We start from the raw sequence: 16,443 nt of genomic DNA on the forward strand, positions 1-16,443 counted from the left end.
TATCTCGGCCGGGCTGCGACCGGTGGTGTGTAACAGTGAGTGCGGGCGGTGTGGTAGCGGCGGCCCGAGTGAGGAAGTGCCATGGTGAACGCGCGTCGGGACGGGCGGCCGGGCCGCCGTCGGGGACCGATGGTTCCGCTCTTCGCAGACCTGCTGACCTCGGCGGCGAAATCGGCCGCGGACAACGTGGCGGTCCGTTTCGAGGACCGCGAACTCACCTACCGGGAGTTCGACGAACGATCGGCACAATTGGCGCGTCTGTTGATCGGCCAGGGCATCGGCCCGGGGGATGTCGTCGCGATCGCGATCGCCCGCAGTATCGAATCGGTGCTCGCGGTGTGGGCGCTCGCCCGGACCGGTGCCGCGTTCGTGCCGGTGGACCCGCTGTATCCGAAGGACCGGATCGAGTTCATGCTGGCCGATTCCGGGGCCGTGCTCGGACTCACCACCTCCGCGCATCGTCCGGGGCTGGGTGCGGGAATCCAGTGGCTGGAATTGGATGACCCGGCCGTGCTGCGACAGATGGCCGCTCAGCCGACGCACCCGTTCTGGTACGGCGATCGCCTACGCCCGCTGACCGTGCGGCATCCGGCCTACTTCGTCTACACCTCGGGTTCGACCGGACGGCCCAAGGCGGTGGTGATCGACAGCGAGGGTTTCGCGAGAGTGGTGGCCGGGGCCGCGCAATGGAACATTTCGGCGACGTCGCGGGTGGCGCATCTCAGCTCACCGAGTTTCGATTTCTCGATCATGGAGTTCCTGCCGGCCTTCGCGGCCGGCGCCACCGTGGTGATCGTGCCACCGGCCGATTTCGGTGGCGAGGCCCTGGGCGCGTTGCTGAAACGCGAGCGCGTCAGCCATCTGCTGATCACGCCGGGTGCGCTGGAGTCGGTGCCGCCGGACGAGTACCGCGACCTGCGCTACGTGATCTGCGGGGCCGACACCTTGAGCCCGGCGCTGGTGGATCGCTGGACCGCGGAGCACCGGGTGGTGTTCAACGCGTACGGCCCGACCGAAACGACGGTGTTCCTCGCCACCGGGCCGATGACGGCGGGCGGTCCGGTGACCCTGGGCGTCGTGACCGAGGGATCCATTCCGCTGATCCTGGATTCGCGGCTGCGGATGGTGCCGCGCGGCGTGGCAGGCGAACTGTATCTGGCCGGGGTGGGTCTGGCACAGGGATACCTGGGGCGGCCGGAACTCAGCGCCGGACGGTTCGTGGCCAATCCGTTCGCGGCCGAGCTGGGCCAGTCCGGGACCCGGATGTATCGCTCGGGCGATCTGGTACGCCGGAGGCCGGACGGTTCGCTGGAATTTCTGGGCCGCTCGGATTTCCAGGTGAAGATCCGCGGTCTGCGGATCGAGCTGGGCGAGATCGACGGCGCCCTGTCCGCGCATCCGGACGTCGCGTTCGCGGTCACGCTGGGCCGGGCCCTGCCCTCCGGGACGACAGCTTTGGTGTCGTATGTGCTGGCCGGTCCGGGAGTCACCCTCACGGTGGCGGACCTCACGGCGTTCGTCTCGAAGTCGTTGCCCGCCTACATGGTTCCGGTCTCGATCACGGTGCTCGACGAGCTGCCGCTGACCCCGGTCGGCAAGCTGGACCGAGACCGGCTGCCCGAACCCGTTTTCGCGGTGCGGGAGTTCCGGGCCCCGGCCACCAGGGCCGAACGGATCGTGGCCGAGGTCTTCGCGGCCGTCCTGCGCCCGGACGACGACACGCCCGTCGGCGCCGACGACGACTTCTTCGAACTCGGCGGCAATTCGCTGCTGGCCACCCAGGTCGCGGCGCGGCTGGGCGCCGCGCTGGGCGCTCGGATACCGCTGCACCTGGTCTTCGAGGCGAGCGGGGTGGCCGAGCTGGCCGCGCAGATCGAACAGCACGCCGAACCGAGCACCGATGGTGACACAGGGAGGCAGCTTCGCCTGGAACCCATGCCGCGACCGGAACGGATTCCGCTGTCCTACGCCCAGCAGCGCATGTGGTTCCTGAACCGGTTCTACCCCGACAGCGTGGTCGACAACATCCCGATGGCGGTGCGACTATCCGGCCCACTGGATCTGGACGCGCTGCGCGCCGCGGCGCGTGATCTCCTCGCGCGGCACGAGGTGCTGCGCACCATCTACCCCGAGGCCGACGGCGAGGGATATCAAGCCGTGCTCGCCGTCGACGATCCGCGCGCGGCGCTGGACCTGCCGGTGCTGGCGGCCGAACCCGAACAGATCCCCGCGCTCGTCCTCGAGACCTTCGCGACCGCGTTCGACGTGACCGCGGCCCCGCCGATTCGGTTGCGTGCCTTTCGGATCGGCGAGACCGACCATGTCCTGGCCTGCGTGGTACACCACATCGCCGCCGACGGCTGGTCGCTGCGCCCGCTGACCACCGATCTGATGACCGCCTATCTCGCCCGGTCCGCCGGTGCGGCGCCGGGCTGGACGCCGCTGCCGGTCCAGTACGCGGACTTCAGTATCTGGCAGCGTGACGTGCTCGGTTCGGAAGACGATCCGCGGAGCCCGATCTCGGCACAGGCCGAGTTCTGGCGCGCGACGCTGGCCGGGATTCCGGAAGAGCTGCCGCTGCCGTTCGACCGGCCGCGCCCGAACACCCAGTCGTTCGCCGGCGCTCGGCTGGCGTTCCCGATCGAGGCAACGCTGCATCAGCGTTTGCAGGAGCTCGCCCGAGAACAGCAGTGCTCGCTGTTCATGGTGCTGCACGCCGCGCTCGCCGTGCTGCTCGCGGGTATGTCGGGTACCGACGACATCGCGATCGGCACTCCGATGGCCGGGCGTGGCGAGGCCGAGCTGGACGATCTGATCGGCATGTTCGTCAATACCCTGGTGCTGCGCACCAGGATTCGCGGTGATCACACCGTCGCCGAGCTGCTCGCCGCCACCCGCGACACCGACGTGCAGGCGTTCGCGCACAGCGACATTCCCTTCGAACGGCTGGTGCATCTGCTCGCGCCGGAGCGCTCCCTCAATCGGAACCCGCTGTTCCAGGTGATGCTGTCGTTGCACAACATGCCCGAGGGCGCGTTGGAACTACCGGGGTTGCGGGTATCGGGTCTCGGTCTCGAGAGCCCCACCGAGAAAGTCGACCTGTCGGTGACGATCCGAGCGGTCACAGGCATCGCCGGGGTGCCCGACACAGGCGGCTTGGACGTCGGATTGTCCTACGCGACAGACATATTCGACGCCGGAACGGTCGCGGGTTTCGCCGACCGCTATCGGCGGGTGCTGGAGTCGATCGCCGCCGATCCGCAACGACGGGTGCGTGATATCGATCTGCTGGGCGCGGCCGAGCGCACCGATGTCACGCGGCGCTGGGTGTCGTCTGGAATCGACGGTGGCACCGGGATTTTCGCGGATCGCGAGGTGACGTTGCCGAATCTGATGGATGCCGTGGTCGGCGCGCACGGCGACCGGGTCGCGGTGAAATTCGGTGACGAAGCCCTGACCTATGCCGAACTGGATCAGCGCGCGAATCGTCTGGCGCGCACGTTGATCGCGCAGGGCGCGGGGCCGGGCCGGTTGGTTGCGGTGGTCCTGCCGCGGTCGCTGGATCTGGTGGTTGCCTTGCTGGCGGTGGTCAAGACCGGTGCGGGGTACGTGCCGATCGATCCGGCCTATCCCGCCGACCGGATCGCCTATGTGCTCGCCGATTCCACGCCCGCGGGCGTGGTCGTCGACGGCAGCGTGGACGTGGATCTGCCCGACGGCGTGACGGTGACCTCGGTGGAGGACCTCGGCGCCGAGACCGGCGAGCCGATCAGCGCCGCCGACCGTCCGAGACCGCTGCGTGCTTCCGATACCGCCTACGTGATCTACACCTCCGGCTCGACCGGACGCCCGAAGGGCGTGGTGGTCTCGCACCGGAATGTGGTGCGGCTGTTCGCCAACACCGATCGCGAGTTCGGTTTCGGCCCGGGTGATGTGTGGACCATGTTCCACTCCAGCGCTTTCGACTTCTCGGTCTGGGAACTGTGGGGCGCGCTGCTCTACGGCGGCACCGTGGTCGTCGTGGACTACTTCGTCTCCCGTTCGCCCGAGCAGTTCCTCGAGCTGCTGCGCCGCGAACAGGTGACGGTCCTCAACCAGACCCCCTCGGCGTTCTACCAACTCGCCGAGGCCGACCGCAATGCCGGCACCGCGGCACCGTTGGCGTTGCGGTACGTGGTCTTCGGTGGTGAGGCACTGGATCTGGGCCGACTGGCCGACTGGATGACCCGCCACGGTGACGGCTCGCACGGTTCGGCCGGTCCGCGTCTGGTGAACATGTACGGCATCACCGAGACCACCGTGCATGTCACGCATCGGGTCCTCGATCTCGAAACCGTCACCACCGCAACGGGTTCGGTGATCGGCCGGGCCATCGCCGGTTTGTCGGTGTATGTCCTCGATACCCGCCTGCACCCGGTGCCGGTCGGTGTCGCGGGGGAAATGTATGTCGCGGGACCGCAAGTGACCGATGGTTACCTCGGTCGCGCGGATCTGTCGGCGGCCCGGTTCGTGGCGAATCCGTTCGGTGCCGCGGGTTCCAGGCTGTACCGTTCCGGTGACTTGGCGCGCTGGAATGCCCGGGGTGAGTTGGAGCATCTGGGGCGTGCCGATGATCAGGTGAAGGTGCGTGGTTTCCGTATCGAGCTCGGCGAGATCGAGGCCGCGTTGCTGGCGCTGGACGAGGTCGCCCAGGCCGCCGTCATCGTCCGTTCCGATAGCCGGGTCAGCGATCAGCTGGTCGGGTATGTGGTGCCCGCGGCCGGTCCGGTCGATACCGAACTAGTGCGGGCACAGCTCTCGCAGACCCTGCCCGCGTATATGGTGCCCTCGGTGCTGATGACGCTGGAGGCGTTGCCGTTGACGGTCAACGGCAAGCTCGATCGCAAGGCACTACCCGCACCCGTGCTCGAACTACGTCGATTCCGAGCCCCCGTGACACCGAAGCAGGAGATCGTCGCCGGTGTCTTCGCGGATCTGCTCGGCGTGGACCGAGTAGGTCTGGACGATGACTTCTTCGCCCTCGGCGGCAACTCGCTGCTGGCCGCCCGGGTGGCGGCGCGCATCGGCGAGGCCGTCGAGGGGAGCCTCGCGGTGCGCGTCCTGTTCGAGGCTCCCACCGTTGCCGCGCTGGCCGACCGGCTCGTCTCGGGAGCCGTCGGGGCCGCACGATCGAAGCTGGTGGCGGTCGCCCGCCCGGAGCGGCTGCCACTCTCGTCGGCTCAGTTGCCGATGTGGACGCTGAACCAGCTCGATCCCGAATCTCCCGCCTACAACATCCCGCTGGCGTTGCGGCTGACCGGTTCCTTGGATGTGGACGCCTTGCGCGCGGCGTTCGGCGACGTGTTGGAGCGGCACGAGTCACTGCGTACCCGGTATCCGACCGATGGTTCCACCGGCCTGCCGTATCAGGAGATCCTTTCGGCCGCGGCGGCGGTGCCGGGTGGCCTCGAGGTTCGTTCGGCCGCCGACCCGCTGACCGAGGCCACCGCGCTCATGTCCGCCGGATTCGATGTGACACAGCAGGTTCCGGTGCGTGCGGCGCTGTTCACCGGCGAGGACGGCGCGACGCCCGGCGATCGGGAACACCTGCTCGTCCTGGTGGTGCACCACATCGCCGCCGACGGATCCTCGCAGGCTCCGTTCGCGCGCGATCTCGTGACGGCCTATGTCGCGCGCAGCACCGGCAGCGCGCCTGCCTGGGCGCCGCTCGAGATCCAGTACGCCGACTACACACTGTGGCAGCACCGGGCGCTCGGCGACGAGTCGGACCGAACCTCCCTCGCCGCAACACAATTGGCGTACTGGCGCAACCAGTTGACAGGATTCTCGCCACTGCCGGGGCTGCCGCAGGATCGCCCGCATCCGCCGGAGCCGTCCATGCGCGGCGCGGCATTCCGGCTGTCGGTGCCCGAGCCGGTGCACCGAGCGCTGGAACACCTTGCGCGCGAACGGAACGCGACGCTGTTCATGGTGGTGCACGCGGCACTCGCGGTGGTGCTGGCCGGGGCCTGCGGTCGCACCGACGTGGCGATCGGCACGCCGGTCGCGGGCCGCGGCGCGGGCGCGCTGGACGATCTGGTGGGCATGTTCGTCAACACGCTGCTGCTGCGTACCGAGGTCGACGGCGCGATCGGTTTCGACGCGCTGGTCGATCAGGTCCGCGAGACCGATCTGGCCGCCTTCGACAATGCCGATATCTCGTTCGACCGAGTCGTCGACGAGATCGTGACCGACCGGAACGGTCGGCAGAATCCACTGTTCGGGGTGCTGCTCGCCTTCCAGAACACCGAAGCCGCACGACTCGAGCTGCCCGGACTGACGATCGCGGGCACGCACCAGGGCACGGCGGCGGCGAAGGTCGACCTGACCGTCGAATTCGAGCCCGTCGTGCACGCGGACCGCACCCTGGGCGGGCTGAATATCGGCTTCGGCTATGCCACAGACATATTCGACGCCGCCACGATCACGCGGCTCGCCGACCGATATCTGCGGGTGCTGGAGTCGATCGCCGCCGATCCGCACCGGCGGGTCCGTGATATCGATCTGCTCGATACCGGCGAGCGGGCGCTGGTGCTGCGAGAGTGGAACCGGACCGCGCACGACGTACCGGAACTCGTGAGCGTGCTGGATCGGTTCCAGGCGCAGGCGCGGTCGCGGCCGGACGCTGTCGCGCTGGTGTCGGATCCGGGTGACGGTGCGGCGGTGCGGCAGTTGACCTATGCCCAGTTCTCCGCGCGGGTCAACCGGCTGGCTCGTCGGCTCATCGACATCGGTGTGGGCCCAGAGGTGCTGGTGGCGGTCGGTATCCGCCGTTCGCTCGATACCGTGATCGCGGTGTACGCCGTGCTGACCGCCGGTGGCGCATACGTGCCGATCGATCCGGATCATCCGGTCGAGCGCGTCACCCACATTCTCGGCACCGCGCGGCCGCTGGTCGCGCTCAGCACGTCCGCCGACGCGCTGGAGTGGCCGGAGTCGGTGCTCCGGGTGGATATCGACACGGTGGACGTGTCCGCCTGCTCCGACGCTCCGGTGACGAACGCGGATCGCCTCGCGCCGTTGCGCGCGGACAACACTGCCTACGTCATCTACACCTCGGGCTCGACCGGCCGGCCGAAGGGCGTCGCTGTCGGGCATGCCGCGCTGGTCAACCAGATGAGCTGGATGATCGGCGAATTCGGGTTCGACGACACCGACGTGATGTTGCAGAAGACGCCGTTCACCTTCGACCCGTCGGTGTGGGAGCTGTTCACGCCCTTGATGACCGGCGCTCGGCTGATCATCGGCGCGGCCGACAGCCACCGCGACCCCAGGCAACAGGCCGAACTGATCGATCGGCACCAGGTGACCGTGCTGGACACCGTACCGGCGGCGATGTCGGTGCTCGCCGCTGTCGCCACGCCCGCCGAATTCCGTTCGCTGCGCGCGGTTTTCCCCGGCGGTGAGGTACTGCCACCGGCGACGGTCGCGGCCTTCCGCCGGTTGTCGGACGCGGTGGTCCACAACACCTACGGTCCGACCGAGTTCACCGTCATCGCGACGTCATGGCGGGTGCAGGAGGTCGAGCCGGGTTCGGTGCCGATCGGTGCGCCCGTGTGGAATTCGCGAGCGTACGTGCTGGACACGTCGATGCGGCCGGCCCCGGTGGGCGTGCCCGGCGAGTTGTATCTGGCCGGGCGGCAGCTGGCGCGCGAATACCGCGGGCGGCCGGATCTGACGGCGGATCGGTTCGTGGCCGATCCGTTCGGCGCCGCCGGGGAGCGGATGTATCGGACCGGCGATCTGGTGCGCTGGCTGCCGAATGACGGCAACGGGGCACGCGGTGTCCTGGAGTACATCGGCCGTACCGATTTCCAAGTGAAGCTGCGTGGCCAGCGCCTCGAGCTCGGCGAGATCGAGGCGCTGCTGCTGGAGCATCCGGCCGTATCGCAGGCGGCGGCATCGGTGCTAGAGACCGCGACCGGCCAGCGGTTGGTGGCGTATGTGGTGCACACGCCGGGTCCGGCCGTCGATCCGGCGGAGCTGATCCGGTTCACCGCGGACCGGTTGCCCGCGTACATGGTGCCTTCGACAGTGACGGTGCTGGACGAATTCCCGCTCAACTCCTCCGGCAAGCTGGACCGGACCGCGCTGCCGGAGCCGGTGTTCGAGGCGCGGGAGTTCCGAGCACCCGTGACACCGGTAGAGCGGATCGTGGCCGGTGTGTTCGCCGACCTGCTGGGCGTCGAACGGATGGGACTGGACGATTCGTTCTTCGAACTCGGCGGCAATTCACTGCTGGCCGCCCGCGCGGCGGCGCGGCTGAGCAGCGAACTGCACGAGAAGGTCCCGATGCTGTGGTTGTTCACCGCACCGACACCGGGTGCGCTGGCGGACCGACTCGCCGACCGGCACGCGGGCCGGGTCGCACCGGAGGCCGCCTTCGACATGCTGCTTCCGTTGCGTCCGGCCGGTTCGGCCGAGCCACTGTTCTGCGTGCACCCCTTCGGCGGCATCGCCTGGTCGTTCGCGGGACTGGCCGCGCACGTGGACGCCGATCGCCCCCTCTACGGGCTCCAGTCACCGGCACTGTCGGAGGCGGCACTACCCGAATCGATCGAGGAGTGGGCACGGCTCTATGTCGCCGAGATCCGCGCCGTGCAGCCGACCGGCCCCTACCATCTGCTCGGCTGGTCGCTCGGCGGTGCACTGGCCCACACCATGGCCGTTCAGTTGCAGGAGGCCGGGGAGCAGGTGGGTCTGCTCGCGATGATGGACAGCCATCTCCGAACCGAGAGCACGGCGGACACCGGTGCCTTTCCGCTTCGAGAACTGCTGGGTGGGCTGCTCGGCGACGCGGCGACCGCGATGGCGCTCGACGACAGCGCGGACCTCTCGACCATCGCCGCACGACTGGCTGATCTGCCGGAGCCGTTCGGCTCGCTCGGAGCCGAGCGGATCGCCCGTTTCGTGCGGGCGAACGTCGAGATGACGCAGCTGACCGTGGGATACCAGGCCGCGCGGTTCCGGGGCGACCTCGTGTACTTCACAGCGACCGAAACCGCTCCGGCGGGCAACTCCGGAGCCGCGAGTTGGGCTGGCGCGGTGGCCGGCACGATCCACGATCACCCGCTGCCGGTGACGCACTGGCGGATGACCGACCACGCCGCCCTGGCGAGAATCGGCTCCGTGCTGAGCGAGTACTGGCGTCAGCGCGCGTGAACGGCAACTCGGGAGCAGCCGGTCGCACCGTCCCGATCAGGACGGGCTTGTCGGGGTTGCCGTGACGGTAGCCGGATAGGCTAGGGCCGTGATCGGATCGAAGCCAGGACGGCTGGCGGTGTCGTCCAACGGCACCGCCGCCGCGTCGCGCCGTCGCCGCCTCGAACCCGACGAGCGGCGCGCGCAGATTCTGGCCTGCGCCATCGACATGTTCGGCGAGCGTCCCTACGCCGCGGTGTCGACCGCAGAATTGGCCCAGCGCGCCGGTGTCGCGCGCGGGCTGATCAACCACTACTTCGGCAACAAACGGGATCTGTATCTCGCGGTGGTGCGCCGCATGGTCACCCTGCCGCGTCCGGACGCGCTGGCCGTGCCCACCGGTACCGACCGCGAACGGGTCGAGGCGAGCGTGCGCTGGCTGCTGGACACCATCTCCGAGCACGGCAGCACCTGGGTGAAGGTGACCAGTCACGAGGGCGTCGGCAACGACCCCGAGGTCCAGCAGATCCTGGACGAGGCCGACGACGCGGCCGCCGAACGCATGCTCGTCATGGTCGGATTGGCCGAGTCGGCACACAGTGCGCAATTGCAGGCGCTGGTGCGCGCCTACGGCGGATTGGTGAAAGTGGCTGGGCGGGAATGGATCGTGCGCGGCACCCTGGACCGCGACCAGGTGTACCGGCTGCTGACGGACATGCTGATGACCTTGGTCACCGAGACGATGCCCAAGGTCGATCGCACCTGACCTACCGCAGCGAGCGTCGGTGCCACGGCGAGTGCAGGTGCCCGAAATGCATCGCGTGCACCGGTTCGCCCGCTTCGCTCAGCCGGCCGTGCTCGATGTCCATGCGACCGTGCCCGCGATGCTCGAAACTCACCACCGCGATTCCGGTGAGCCACAGCGCGGCCGCGGTGATGCCACAGATGATCGCCCAGCCTTCGTAGCCGTACCCGGCCGCAGTGAGTGTCAGTGCGACGGCCACGATGCCCAGGGCGCAGAGAATGACACCTGGGATCTTGTGGTTATCGCCCAGGAAATCACCGACGCGGGCGTGCCACAGCGATTTCTCGTCGTTTTCTTTCCTGCTGATGCCAACCATCGGATCCTCCTGCGGAATATCAGCAAATCGTCGGCATGAACCAGCTTAGGCCCGGTCGCAAGCGCCGCGCCAGCCTCCCGCCGGACCCATCCGCTTTCGCTATTTCGCACTTACCCGTGAAGTCGCTGCCCCGGGCCCTTATTGTGGAGCGGATATCGGGGCGGGGTTCGGTTTGACCCGAGGCACCTGCGCGAAAGGTTCATGCGAGAGGGGCCTTGATGGCACGCACACAGGAGTGGCAGCGCGAGCGGCGGCGGCAAGAGCTACCGGAGGATGACCGCTGGGGCGAACGTGCGCCCGAGCGCGGCGACCAGCGCTGGCCACAGGTGCCATCGGAAGATCTGGAATTCGGCGAGGAACGTCGGCCGATCGTCAACCCGTACGCGATCGTCGCACTGGTCGCGGCGCTGCTCGCGCTCTTTCCGGTGGCGATCGTCTTCGGGCTGATCGCCTACTCGCACCCCAAGGGCAAAAGCATGGCGACGCTGGCGCTGGTACTCGGCGTCGCCGAGGCCGGGGCAGTTGCCGCGCTGGTGCTCATGTCCGGAAACACCTTGCAGGACTTGGTGAACAAGACCGAGACCAGCGTCGCGGCCCAGCCCGTGACGCAGGGCAGCGCCGTGCCGCAGAGCACGGCGGCCCAACCCACCGCCGAACCCACCACCACGACCAGCGCCCCGACCACACCCGCGGTGGTCCGCAAAGGCTCGGCCTGCACCGCGGCCCAGGCCGGCTTGATCGGCTCCGCCGCCGACGGCGGCACGCTGCTGTGCCTGTCGAAATCGGACAAGCACGAATGGACCGGCCCGTACAACGTGGGCACCGGCCGCTACACCGAGGACGAGGCCTGCGACCCGTCCATCGCCAAGACCGGCCGCACCGCCGAGGGCCGTGCGCTGGTCTGCGAGAGCGGCGCCTGGGCACCCTGGACCACCTAGGACCCCTTCTTCGCCTTGCTGGGCTGCACCCGGGGCGGTTCGTTCGGCATCTTCGGATACACCGGCGGCCACGGCGCGTCCATCAGCCCGGCCGCCAGATCCCGCTCCGACAGCTCGAGCAGCGGCGCGAGCGACTGCGGGGTCCGATCGGCCCACGGATCGCCGCGCTCGCCCAGGCGGGCGGGCACCGTCGCGATGGTCAACTCCTCGGGCACCACACCGTCCAGATCGTCCCAGGCCAGCGGCGTGGACACCTGGGCGCCGACCTTCGGCCGCACGCACCACGCGCCGAAAACCGTTCGGTGCGGGGCGTTCTGGTTGAAATCGACGAAGACACGGTTGCCGCGCTCCTCTTTCCACCAGGCCGCGGTGATCCGCTCGGGATGACGCCGCTCGAGTTCGCGGGCCAGCGCGACCGCCGCGGCGCGCACCTGGTAGCCGTCCCAATTCGGTTCCAGCAGGGCGTAGATGTGCAGGCCGCGCGAACCCGAGGTCTTCACCCGGGTGTCGATGCCGAGTTCGGCACACAGCTCGCGCGTGCTGACCGCGGCGTACTTCAGATCCTCGAGGGTGATGCCGGGTGAGGGATCGAGATCGATGCGCAGCTCGTCGGTGACGCCGGTGGGCGGCAACTCGGTGCCGGCGGCATCGAATACCGGTGGCGCGGTGCTGCGGGCAGCGGCCTCGGCGTGCGTGGGCCAGACGTGAAAACCCAGGCAGCCCTGGTTCACCGCCCACAGGATGTGCGCGAGATCGTGGGCGACCAGCGCGTCGCTGGTGGTGCCGTTGGGTGTGGACACCTCCACCGTGTGCAACCAGCCGGGCGCCGTCTTGGGCACGCGCTTCTGGAACCAGGATTTGCCGGACGCGCCGTCGGGGTAACGTTCCAGCAGCAGCGGCCGGTCGCGCACCACGCCGAGAAACGGCTCGGCGACCGCCTGGTAGTAGCGGACCAGATCCAATTTCGTCTCGCCGCGTTTGCTGAAGTACACCTTGTCGGGATTACTGATCGCGACGGTGCGCCCGTCGACCTCGAGTTCCACCGACGCGCTCATCGCTGTGCCTTCCGAGCCTCGGTGAAGATGGCGCTCAACTCGGCCGGCGCGACCTCCTCGAGCTGGGCGTAGGTACAGGATTCCGGCGTGCGGTCGGTGCGGAAGCGGACCAGGCGCCCGCCGTGGCGCAGTCGCCCGGACTGTACGTGCTCGTAGCGGACCTCCGCGACCAGTTCCGTGCGCAGCGCCTCCCAGGACAGATCCTTGCCGCCGGTCCAGCGGCTCACTCCCCCGGGCATCTTGCCGTCGGACTTGGCCTGGGCCGCCATATCGGCCCACTGCTTCCACGGATGATTCGCCAAGGCGTTCTCGCGCAACGGTTTCAGCTCGTCGACGAGTTCCGCGCGCCGGGCCTTGGTGAAACTGCTCGCCACCCCGACGTGATGCAGGCTGCCCTGCTCGTCGTAGAGGCCCAGCAGCAGCGAACCGACGCCCTCGCCGTCCTTGTGCCAGCGGAAACCGGCGACCACACAGTCGGCGGTGCGCTCGTGCTTGACCTTGAGCATCACCCGTTTGTCCTGCTGGTAGGGCTCGTCGTCGCCCTTGACCATGACACCGTCGAAGCCCGCCCCCTCGAATCGGGTGAACCAATCCCGGGCGAGGTCGGGATCCTGGGTGATCGGGGTCAGGTGCACGCGCGCCGGCTCGGTGTCCAGGATCGTCTCCAGCAGCCGCCGGCGCTCCCGGAAAGGCTTACCGGTGAGATCGTCGCCGCCCAGGGCGAGCAGGTCGAAGGCGACGAAACTGGCGGGTGTCTCGACCGCGAGCTTGGCCACCCGCGACGCCGCCGGATGCAGCCGATTCTGCAAGGTGTCGAAATCGAGACCCTCTTCGGTGACGACCACGATTTCGCCGTCGACCACGCATTTATCCGGTAATGCCTGCTTCAGCAGTTCGGCGACCTCGGGGAAATAGCGGGTCAGCGGGCGATCGTTGCGGGATCCGAGTTCGACCTCGTCACCGTCGCGGAACACGATGCAGCGGAAACCGTCCCATTTCGGCTCGTAACTGAACCCCGGGCCGGGCGGCACCGACGGCGCCGACTTGGACAGCATCGGTTTCACAGGGGGCATCACCGGCAGGTCCACGCGCTCCTCCTCGGGTTCGGTGCGTTGGCTCGATCGTAAGTGCCGGGTACGACACCGCGCCCGCGATCACCGGGCTAATTCGAGAAACAGCACCCTGGCAGGAGCAATGGTCGCCGACCGGGAACGTGGCTACCCTGGACCACGGCATGGCACCAGCACACGTCCGACAGGAAGGTGGTTCGGTATGGCATCGCACCGGAAGCAGGGAATGGCGAGCCGAATGCTGCGCACCCTGGCGGTCACCGGCATCGCGGCGGCGGCCACGAAATTCTTCAAGAAACGACAGGCCGATCAGCGCGCCGCCGAACGGCAGGCCTACTCACGGGCGGCCAACGCCGCTACCTCGCACTGACCCCGATCGGCACGGCTCAATCCAGCCAGCCGTGCTGATCGGCGAAGGCGGTCAATCGATCCCGGATGGTCAGGATCTCCCCCGCGGTCAGAGCCGGGGAGGCATCCAGCAGCAGCTCGGTGATCAGGCGCTTGTGTTCGGCGACAGTCAGACCCCCGGTGGCCGCGCGGTCCTTCTTGTGGCGGGGAGCGGGGGTATTCGACGGGCCGCCGACGGCGCTCAGATTGATCGCCTTCGGCCCCCGGTCACCCTCGGTGACATCGAATTCGAATACCCGGCCCTGGCGCAGTTCGTCCTCGTCCAAGCCGATGTCGTTCACATGCACGAACACATCCGGGCCGCCGTCCTCCGGCCGAATGAACCCGAAGCCCCGAGAACTGTCGAACGACACCAATTTCCCGATGGACACCAATACACCCGCTCCTCGCCGCGCCGTGAACTACCCGGACACCTTAGCTCCGTTTGTCCTCGTCGTTAGTCGAAAGCGCCTTTTGCAGCGAGTTGAAGACGGTCAACCCCTGACCGACCATTCCGTTCACCATTTCGCTGACGCCGTCCGGCCCGTTCAGGACCGTCAGATTCGCGTTGGACAGGCCGACCGAGGCCTGCTTGACAATCTCCGGCAGCTGTTCGATGAGCAACTGATCCAGCGCGATGCGGTTGTTCGACGCGGCGGCCTCGGCCTGGATCCGGGTGCGGTCGGCCTCGGCCACCGCCAGAATGCGGACCCGCTCGGCCTCGGCTTCGGCGGGCTTCACGATCTCGGCCTGGAGTTGCTGTTCGCGCAGGTTCGCCTCCTTGCGCGCCTGCTCGGCCTTGGCGGTGAGCACCTCTTGCAGGGCGATCGCCTCGGCCAGCGGACCCGCCTGTGCTGCTTCGGCATTCGCCTTGTCGATATCGCGCTGGTACTGCGCTTTGAGCACCGCGGTCTCCCGGGTGTATTCGGCCTGCCGGCGCAGCGACTCCTGCTCGGCCTCGGCGGCCCGCTGCGCGGCCTGCGCCTGCGCGATCTGCGCGTCGCGCTGCACGGCGGCATTGTGCGGCGCGGCCAGGGCGTTGATATAGCCGAGATTGCCGTCGTCGATCGACTGGATCTGGAACGAGTCCACCCACAGGCCGATATTGCTCATCTCCACCTTCGAGGCGACCAGCACCTCGTCGGCCAGCTTCTGCCGTTCCCGGATGATCTCCTCGACCGTCATCGAGCCGACGATCGAGCGCAGGTGGCCGGAGAAGATCCGGCCGGTCAGCACCGACATCTCCTGTTCCTGCTCGGATAGGAAGCGCTGCGCCGCGTTGACGATCGACTGCGTGTCGTTGGCGACCTTGAACGCGATCACCGCGCGCACATCGAGCTGGATCGCCTGCTTGGTGACGCAGCGTTCCTTGATCTCGGATTCGAACATGGCCAGCGACAGATACCGCACCTTGCGGAACAGCGGGATCACCCAGGCGCCGCGCCCGATGATCACCCTGAACGGCGCGTTGTCCTTGACTTTGGCGCCGCTGACCAGCATCGCCTCATCCGGATCCGGCACGTGATAGCCCAGCACCCAATTCTCCCTTTATATTTGCTGATTCGATCCCAGCTCGACCCAGGGCACCACATCGACGATGCGACCGGGATTGACCGAGATGACGAGTACAGTGGCCCCCGCCGGAATCGGCTCCGTCGCACGCGCGATATACAGTTCCGTTCCCCCACGAATCGCCACCAGGACTTCGCCCAGCATCCCGGCTCCCCGGATCGGCGATGTCAGCGTACCCGTCAAACCCGCCACGGGGTCGTTCATCCGACCGAACTCCTCGCATCGACACCAAAGGGCCAGCGTACGTGCGGCACAGGGATTTCCGGAACGGGTCGCTCAGCCCGCGGACCGGCCGGCCGCGGCGAGCGCGGCCAGGATCGGGGTGTCCGGATCGGCCGCGATGCCCTGACGGCGCAGGAATCCGTCGAGCAGCCCCCAGACGAATTCGCCTGCCTGCTCGACGAATTCGGCCGTGCGCTCGGGAGCCGGACGCCCGGTGTCACCCAGCCACAGATCGGTGACGGCCACGACCACACCGACGACGGCACGCGCCAGGTAGTCGATCCCCGAGGTGTCCAGGGCCAGCGAATCGGCGATGTCCTCGGCCTGGGTGGCGAATCGGTGCGCCGCCGCGCGGCCCAGATCGAATTGCAGCACCGACCCGTCGGCCTGCTGGGCGACCTGCGCCCGGCCCAGGAAGCGAAAGACGTTGGGATGGGCCAGAATGCTCTCGGCGTAGGCGGTGAGCACCCGGCGCAGCGCCGCCCGCGGCGGCTGCACGACCAGCGTGAGGTCGCTGCCGGCCGCCGCGGCGGCGGAGGTCGCCAGCCGATGGCCGATCTCGGTGTACAGATCCGCCTTGTCGGCGAATCGGCGGTAGAGCCGGGGTTTGGTGATCCGGGCCTCGCGGGCGATGTCGTCCATGCTCGGGCGCGGGCCGTCGCGGTCGATCACGCGGATGGCGGCGTCGACGATCTCCGCGCGCGTGATGGTCGGCGCGGAGCGAGCGCTGGGGCGGGGCACGAACGCAGCATACGGGTACCGCCGGTACGGTCTACCCCGCGGCCATGTCACTGCGCTCGTATCATCCGGCCATCGCCCTGTCCGCAGCCGAATATGCCGCCCAGCAGGCGTGATTCAGGTCATAGCGCCGACGGGCCCGGTCACTTGATTCCAGCGA

Annotated in this window: 11 protein-coding genes; 4 read left to right on the plus strand and 7 right to left on the minus strand. The window is 68.3% G+C overall.

Annotated elements, in window-relative coordinates:
• Positions 1–81 precede the first annotated feature (81 nt).
• Both ACFVMC_RS14520 and ACFVMC_RS14525 read left to right on the plus strand, forming a co-directional pair.
• Positions 82–9,201 (plus strand): amino acid adenylation domain-containing protein, encoded by a 9,120-nt coding sequence (locus ACFVMC_RS14520; RefSeq protein WP_379210327.1) that lies wholly within the window; start codon positions 82–84, stop codon positions 9,199–9,201.
• Between the two features lie 91 nt (positions 9,202–9,292).
• Positions 9,293–9,946, plus strand: coding sequence for a TetR/AcrR family transcriptional regulator (locus ACFVMC_RS14525; RefSeq protein ID WP_379210587.1), 654 nt, complete (start codon positions 9,293–9,295; stop codon positions 9,944–9,946).
• A gap of 1 nt (position 9,947) precedes the next feature.
• On the opposite strand, the gene ACFVMC_RS14530 is transcribed toward ACFVMC_RS14525, so the two are convergent.
• Positions 9,948–10,301, minus strand: a complete 354-nt coding sequence (locus tag ACFVMC_RS14530) for a hypothetical protein (RefSeq protein ID WP_379210328.1) — start codon at positions 10,299–10,301, stop codon at positions 9,948–9,950.
• Between the two features lie 218 nt (positions 10,302–10,519).
• Between ACFVMC_RS14530 and ACFVMC_RS14535 the strand changes: the two genes are divergently transcribed.
• The gene (locus ACFVMC_RS14535) at positions 10,520–11,239 is read left to right on the plus strand and encodes a hypothetical protein (RefSeq protein WP_379210330.1); all 720 of its coding nucleotides are present in this window, start codon (positions 10,520–10,522) and stop codon (positions 11,237–11,239) included.
• Here ACFVMC_RS14535 and ACFVMC_RS14540 read toward each other — a convergent pair.
• Positions 11,236–12,294 (minus strand): DNA polymerase domain-containing protein, encoded by a 1,059-nt coding sequence (locus tag ACFVMC_RS14540; protein WP_379210332.1) that lies wholly within the window; start codon positions 12,292–12,294, stop codon positions 11,236–11,238. The two genes, ACFVMC_RS14535 and ACFVMC_RS14540, sit on opposite strands and share 4 nt — an antisense overlap.
• Positions 12,291–13,382, minus strand: a complete 1,092-nt coding sequence (locus ACFVMC_RS14545) for an ATP-dependent DNA ligase (protein ID WP_379210334.1) — start codon at positions 13,380–13,382, stop codon at positions 12,291–12,293. The genes ACFVMC_RS14540 and ACFVMC_RS14545 overlap by 4 nt, the downstream gene beginning before the upstream one ends.
• A 184-nt stretch (positions 13,383–13,566) precedes the next feature.
• Between ACFVMC_RS14545 and ACFVMC_RS14550 the strand changes: the two genes are divergently transcribed.
• The gene (locus tag ACFVMC_RS14550; RefSeq protein WP_379210336.1) at positions 13,567–13,734 is read left to right on the plus strand and encodes a hypothetical protein; all 168 of its coding nucleotides are present in this window, start codon (positions 13,567–13,569) and stop codon (positions 13,732–13,734) included.
• 16 nt (positions 13,735–13,750) lie between these two features.
• Here ACFVMC_RS14550 and ACFVMC_RS14555 read toward each other — a convergent pair whose 3' ends face one another.
• The 4 genes from ACFVMC_RS14555 to ACFVMC_RS14570 all read right to left on the minus strand — a co-directional run bounded on the left by ACFVMC_RS14555 (position 13,751) and on the right by ACFVMC_RS14570 (position 16,286).
• Entirely contained in the window at positions 13,751–14,143 is a 393-nt protein-coding gene (locus ACFVMC_RS14555; RefSeq protein WP_379210337.1) for a cold-shock protein, read from the minus strand.
• Between the two features lie 43 nt (positions 14,144–14,186).
• Entirely contained in the window at positions 14,187–15,287 is a 1,101-nt protein-coding gene (locus ACFVMC_RS14560) for an SPFH domain-containing protein (protein ID WP_379210339.1), read from the minus strand.
• Positions 15,288–15,299: 12 nt separating this feature from the next.
• Complete coding sequence (locus ACFVMC_RS14565; protein ID WP_379210340.1) at positions 15,300–15,527, minus strand: hypothetical protein; 228 nt, start codon at positions 15,525–15,527, stop codon at positions 15,300–15,302.
• A 72-nt stretch (positions 15,528–15,599) separates the two neighbouring features.
• Positions 15,600–16,286, minus strand: coding sequence for a TetR/AcrR family transcriptional regulator (locus tag ACFVMC_RS14570; RefSeq protein WP_379210341.1), 687 nt, complete (start codon positions 16,284–16,286; stop codon positions 15,600–15,602).
• Between the last annotated feature and the right edge of the window lie 157 nt (positions 16,287–16,443).

This window comes from Nocardia sp. NPDC127579 (genome assembly GCF_042672005.1).
Taxonomy (GTDB): domain Bacteria; phylum Actinomycetota; class Actinomycetes; order Mycobacteriales; family Mycobacteriaceae; genus Nocardia.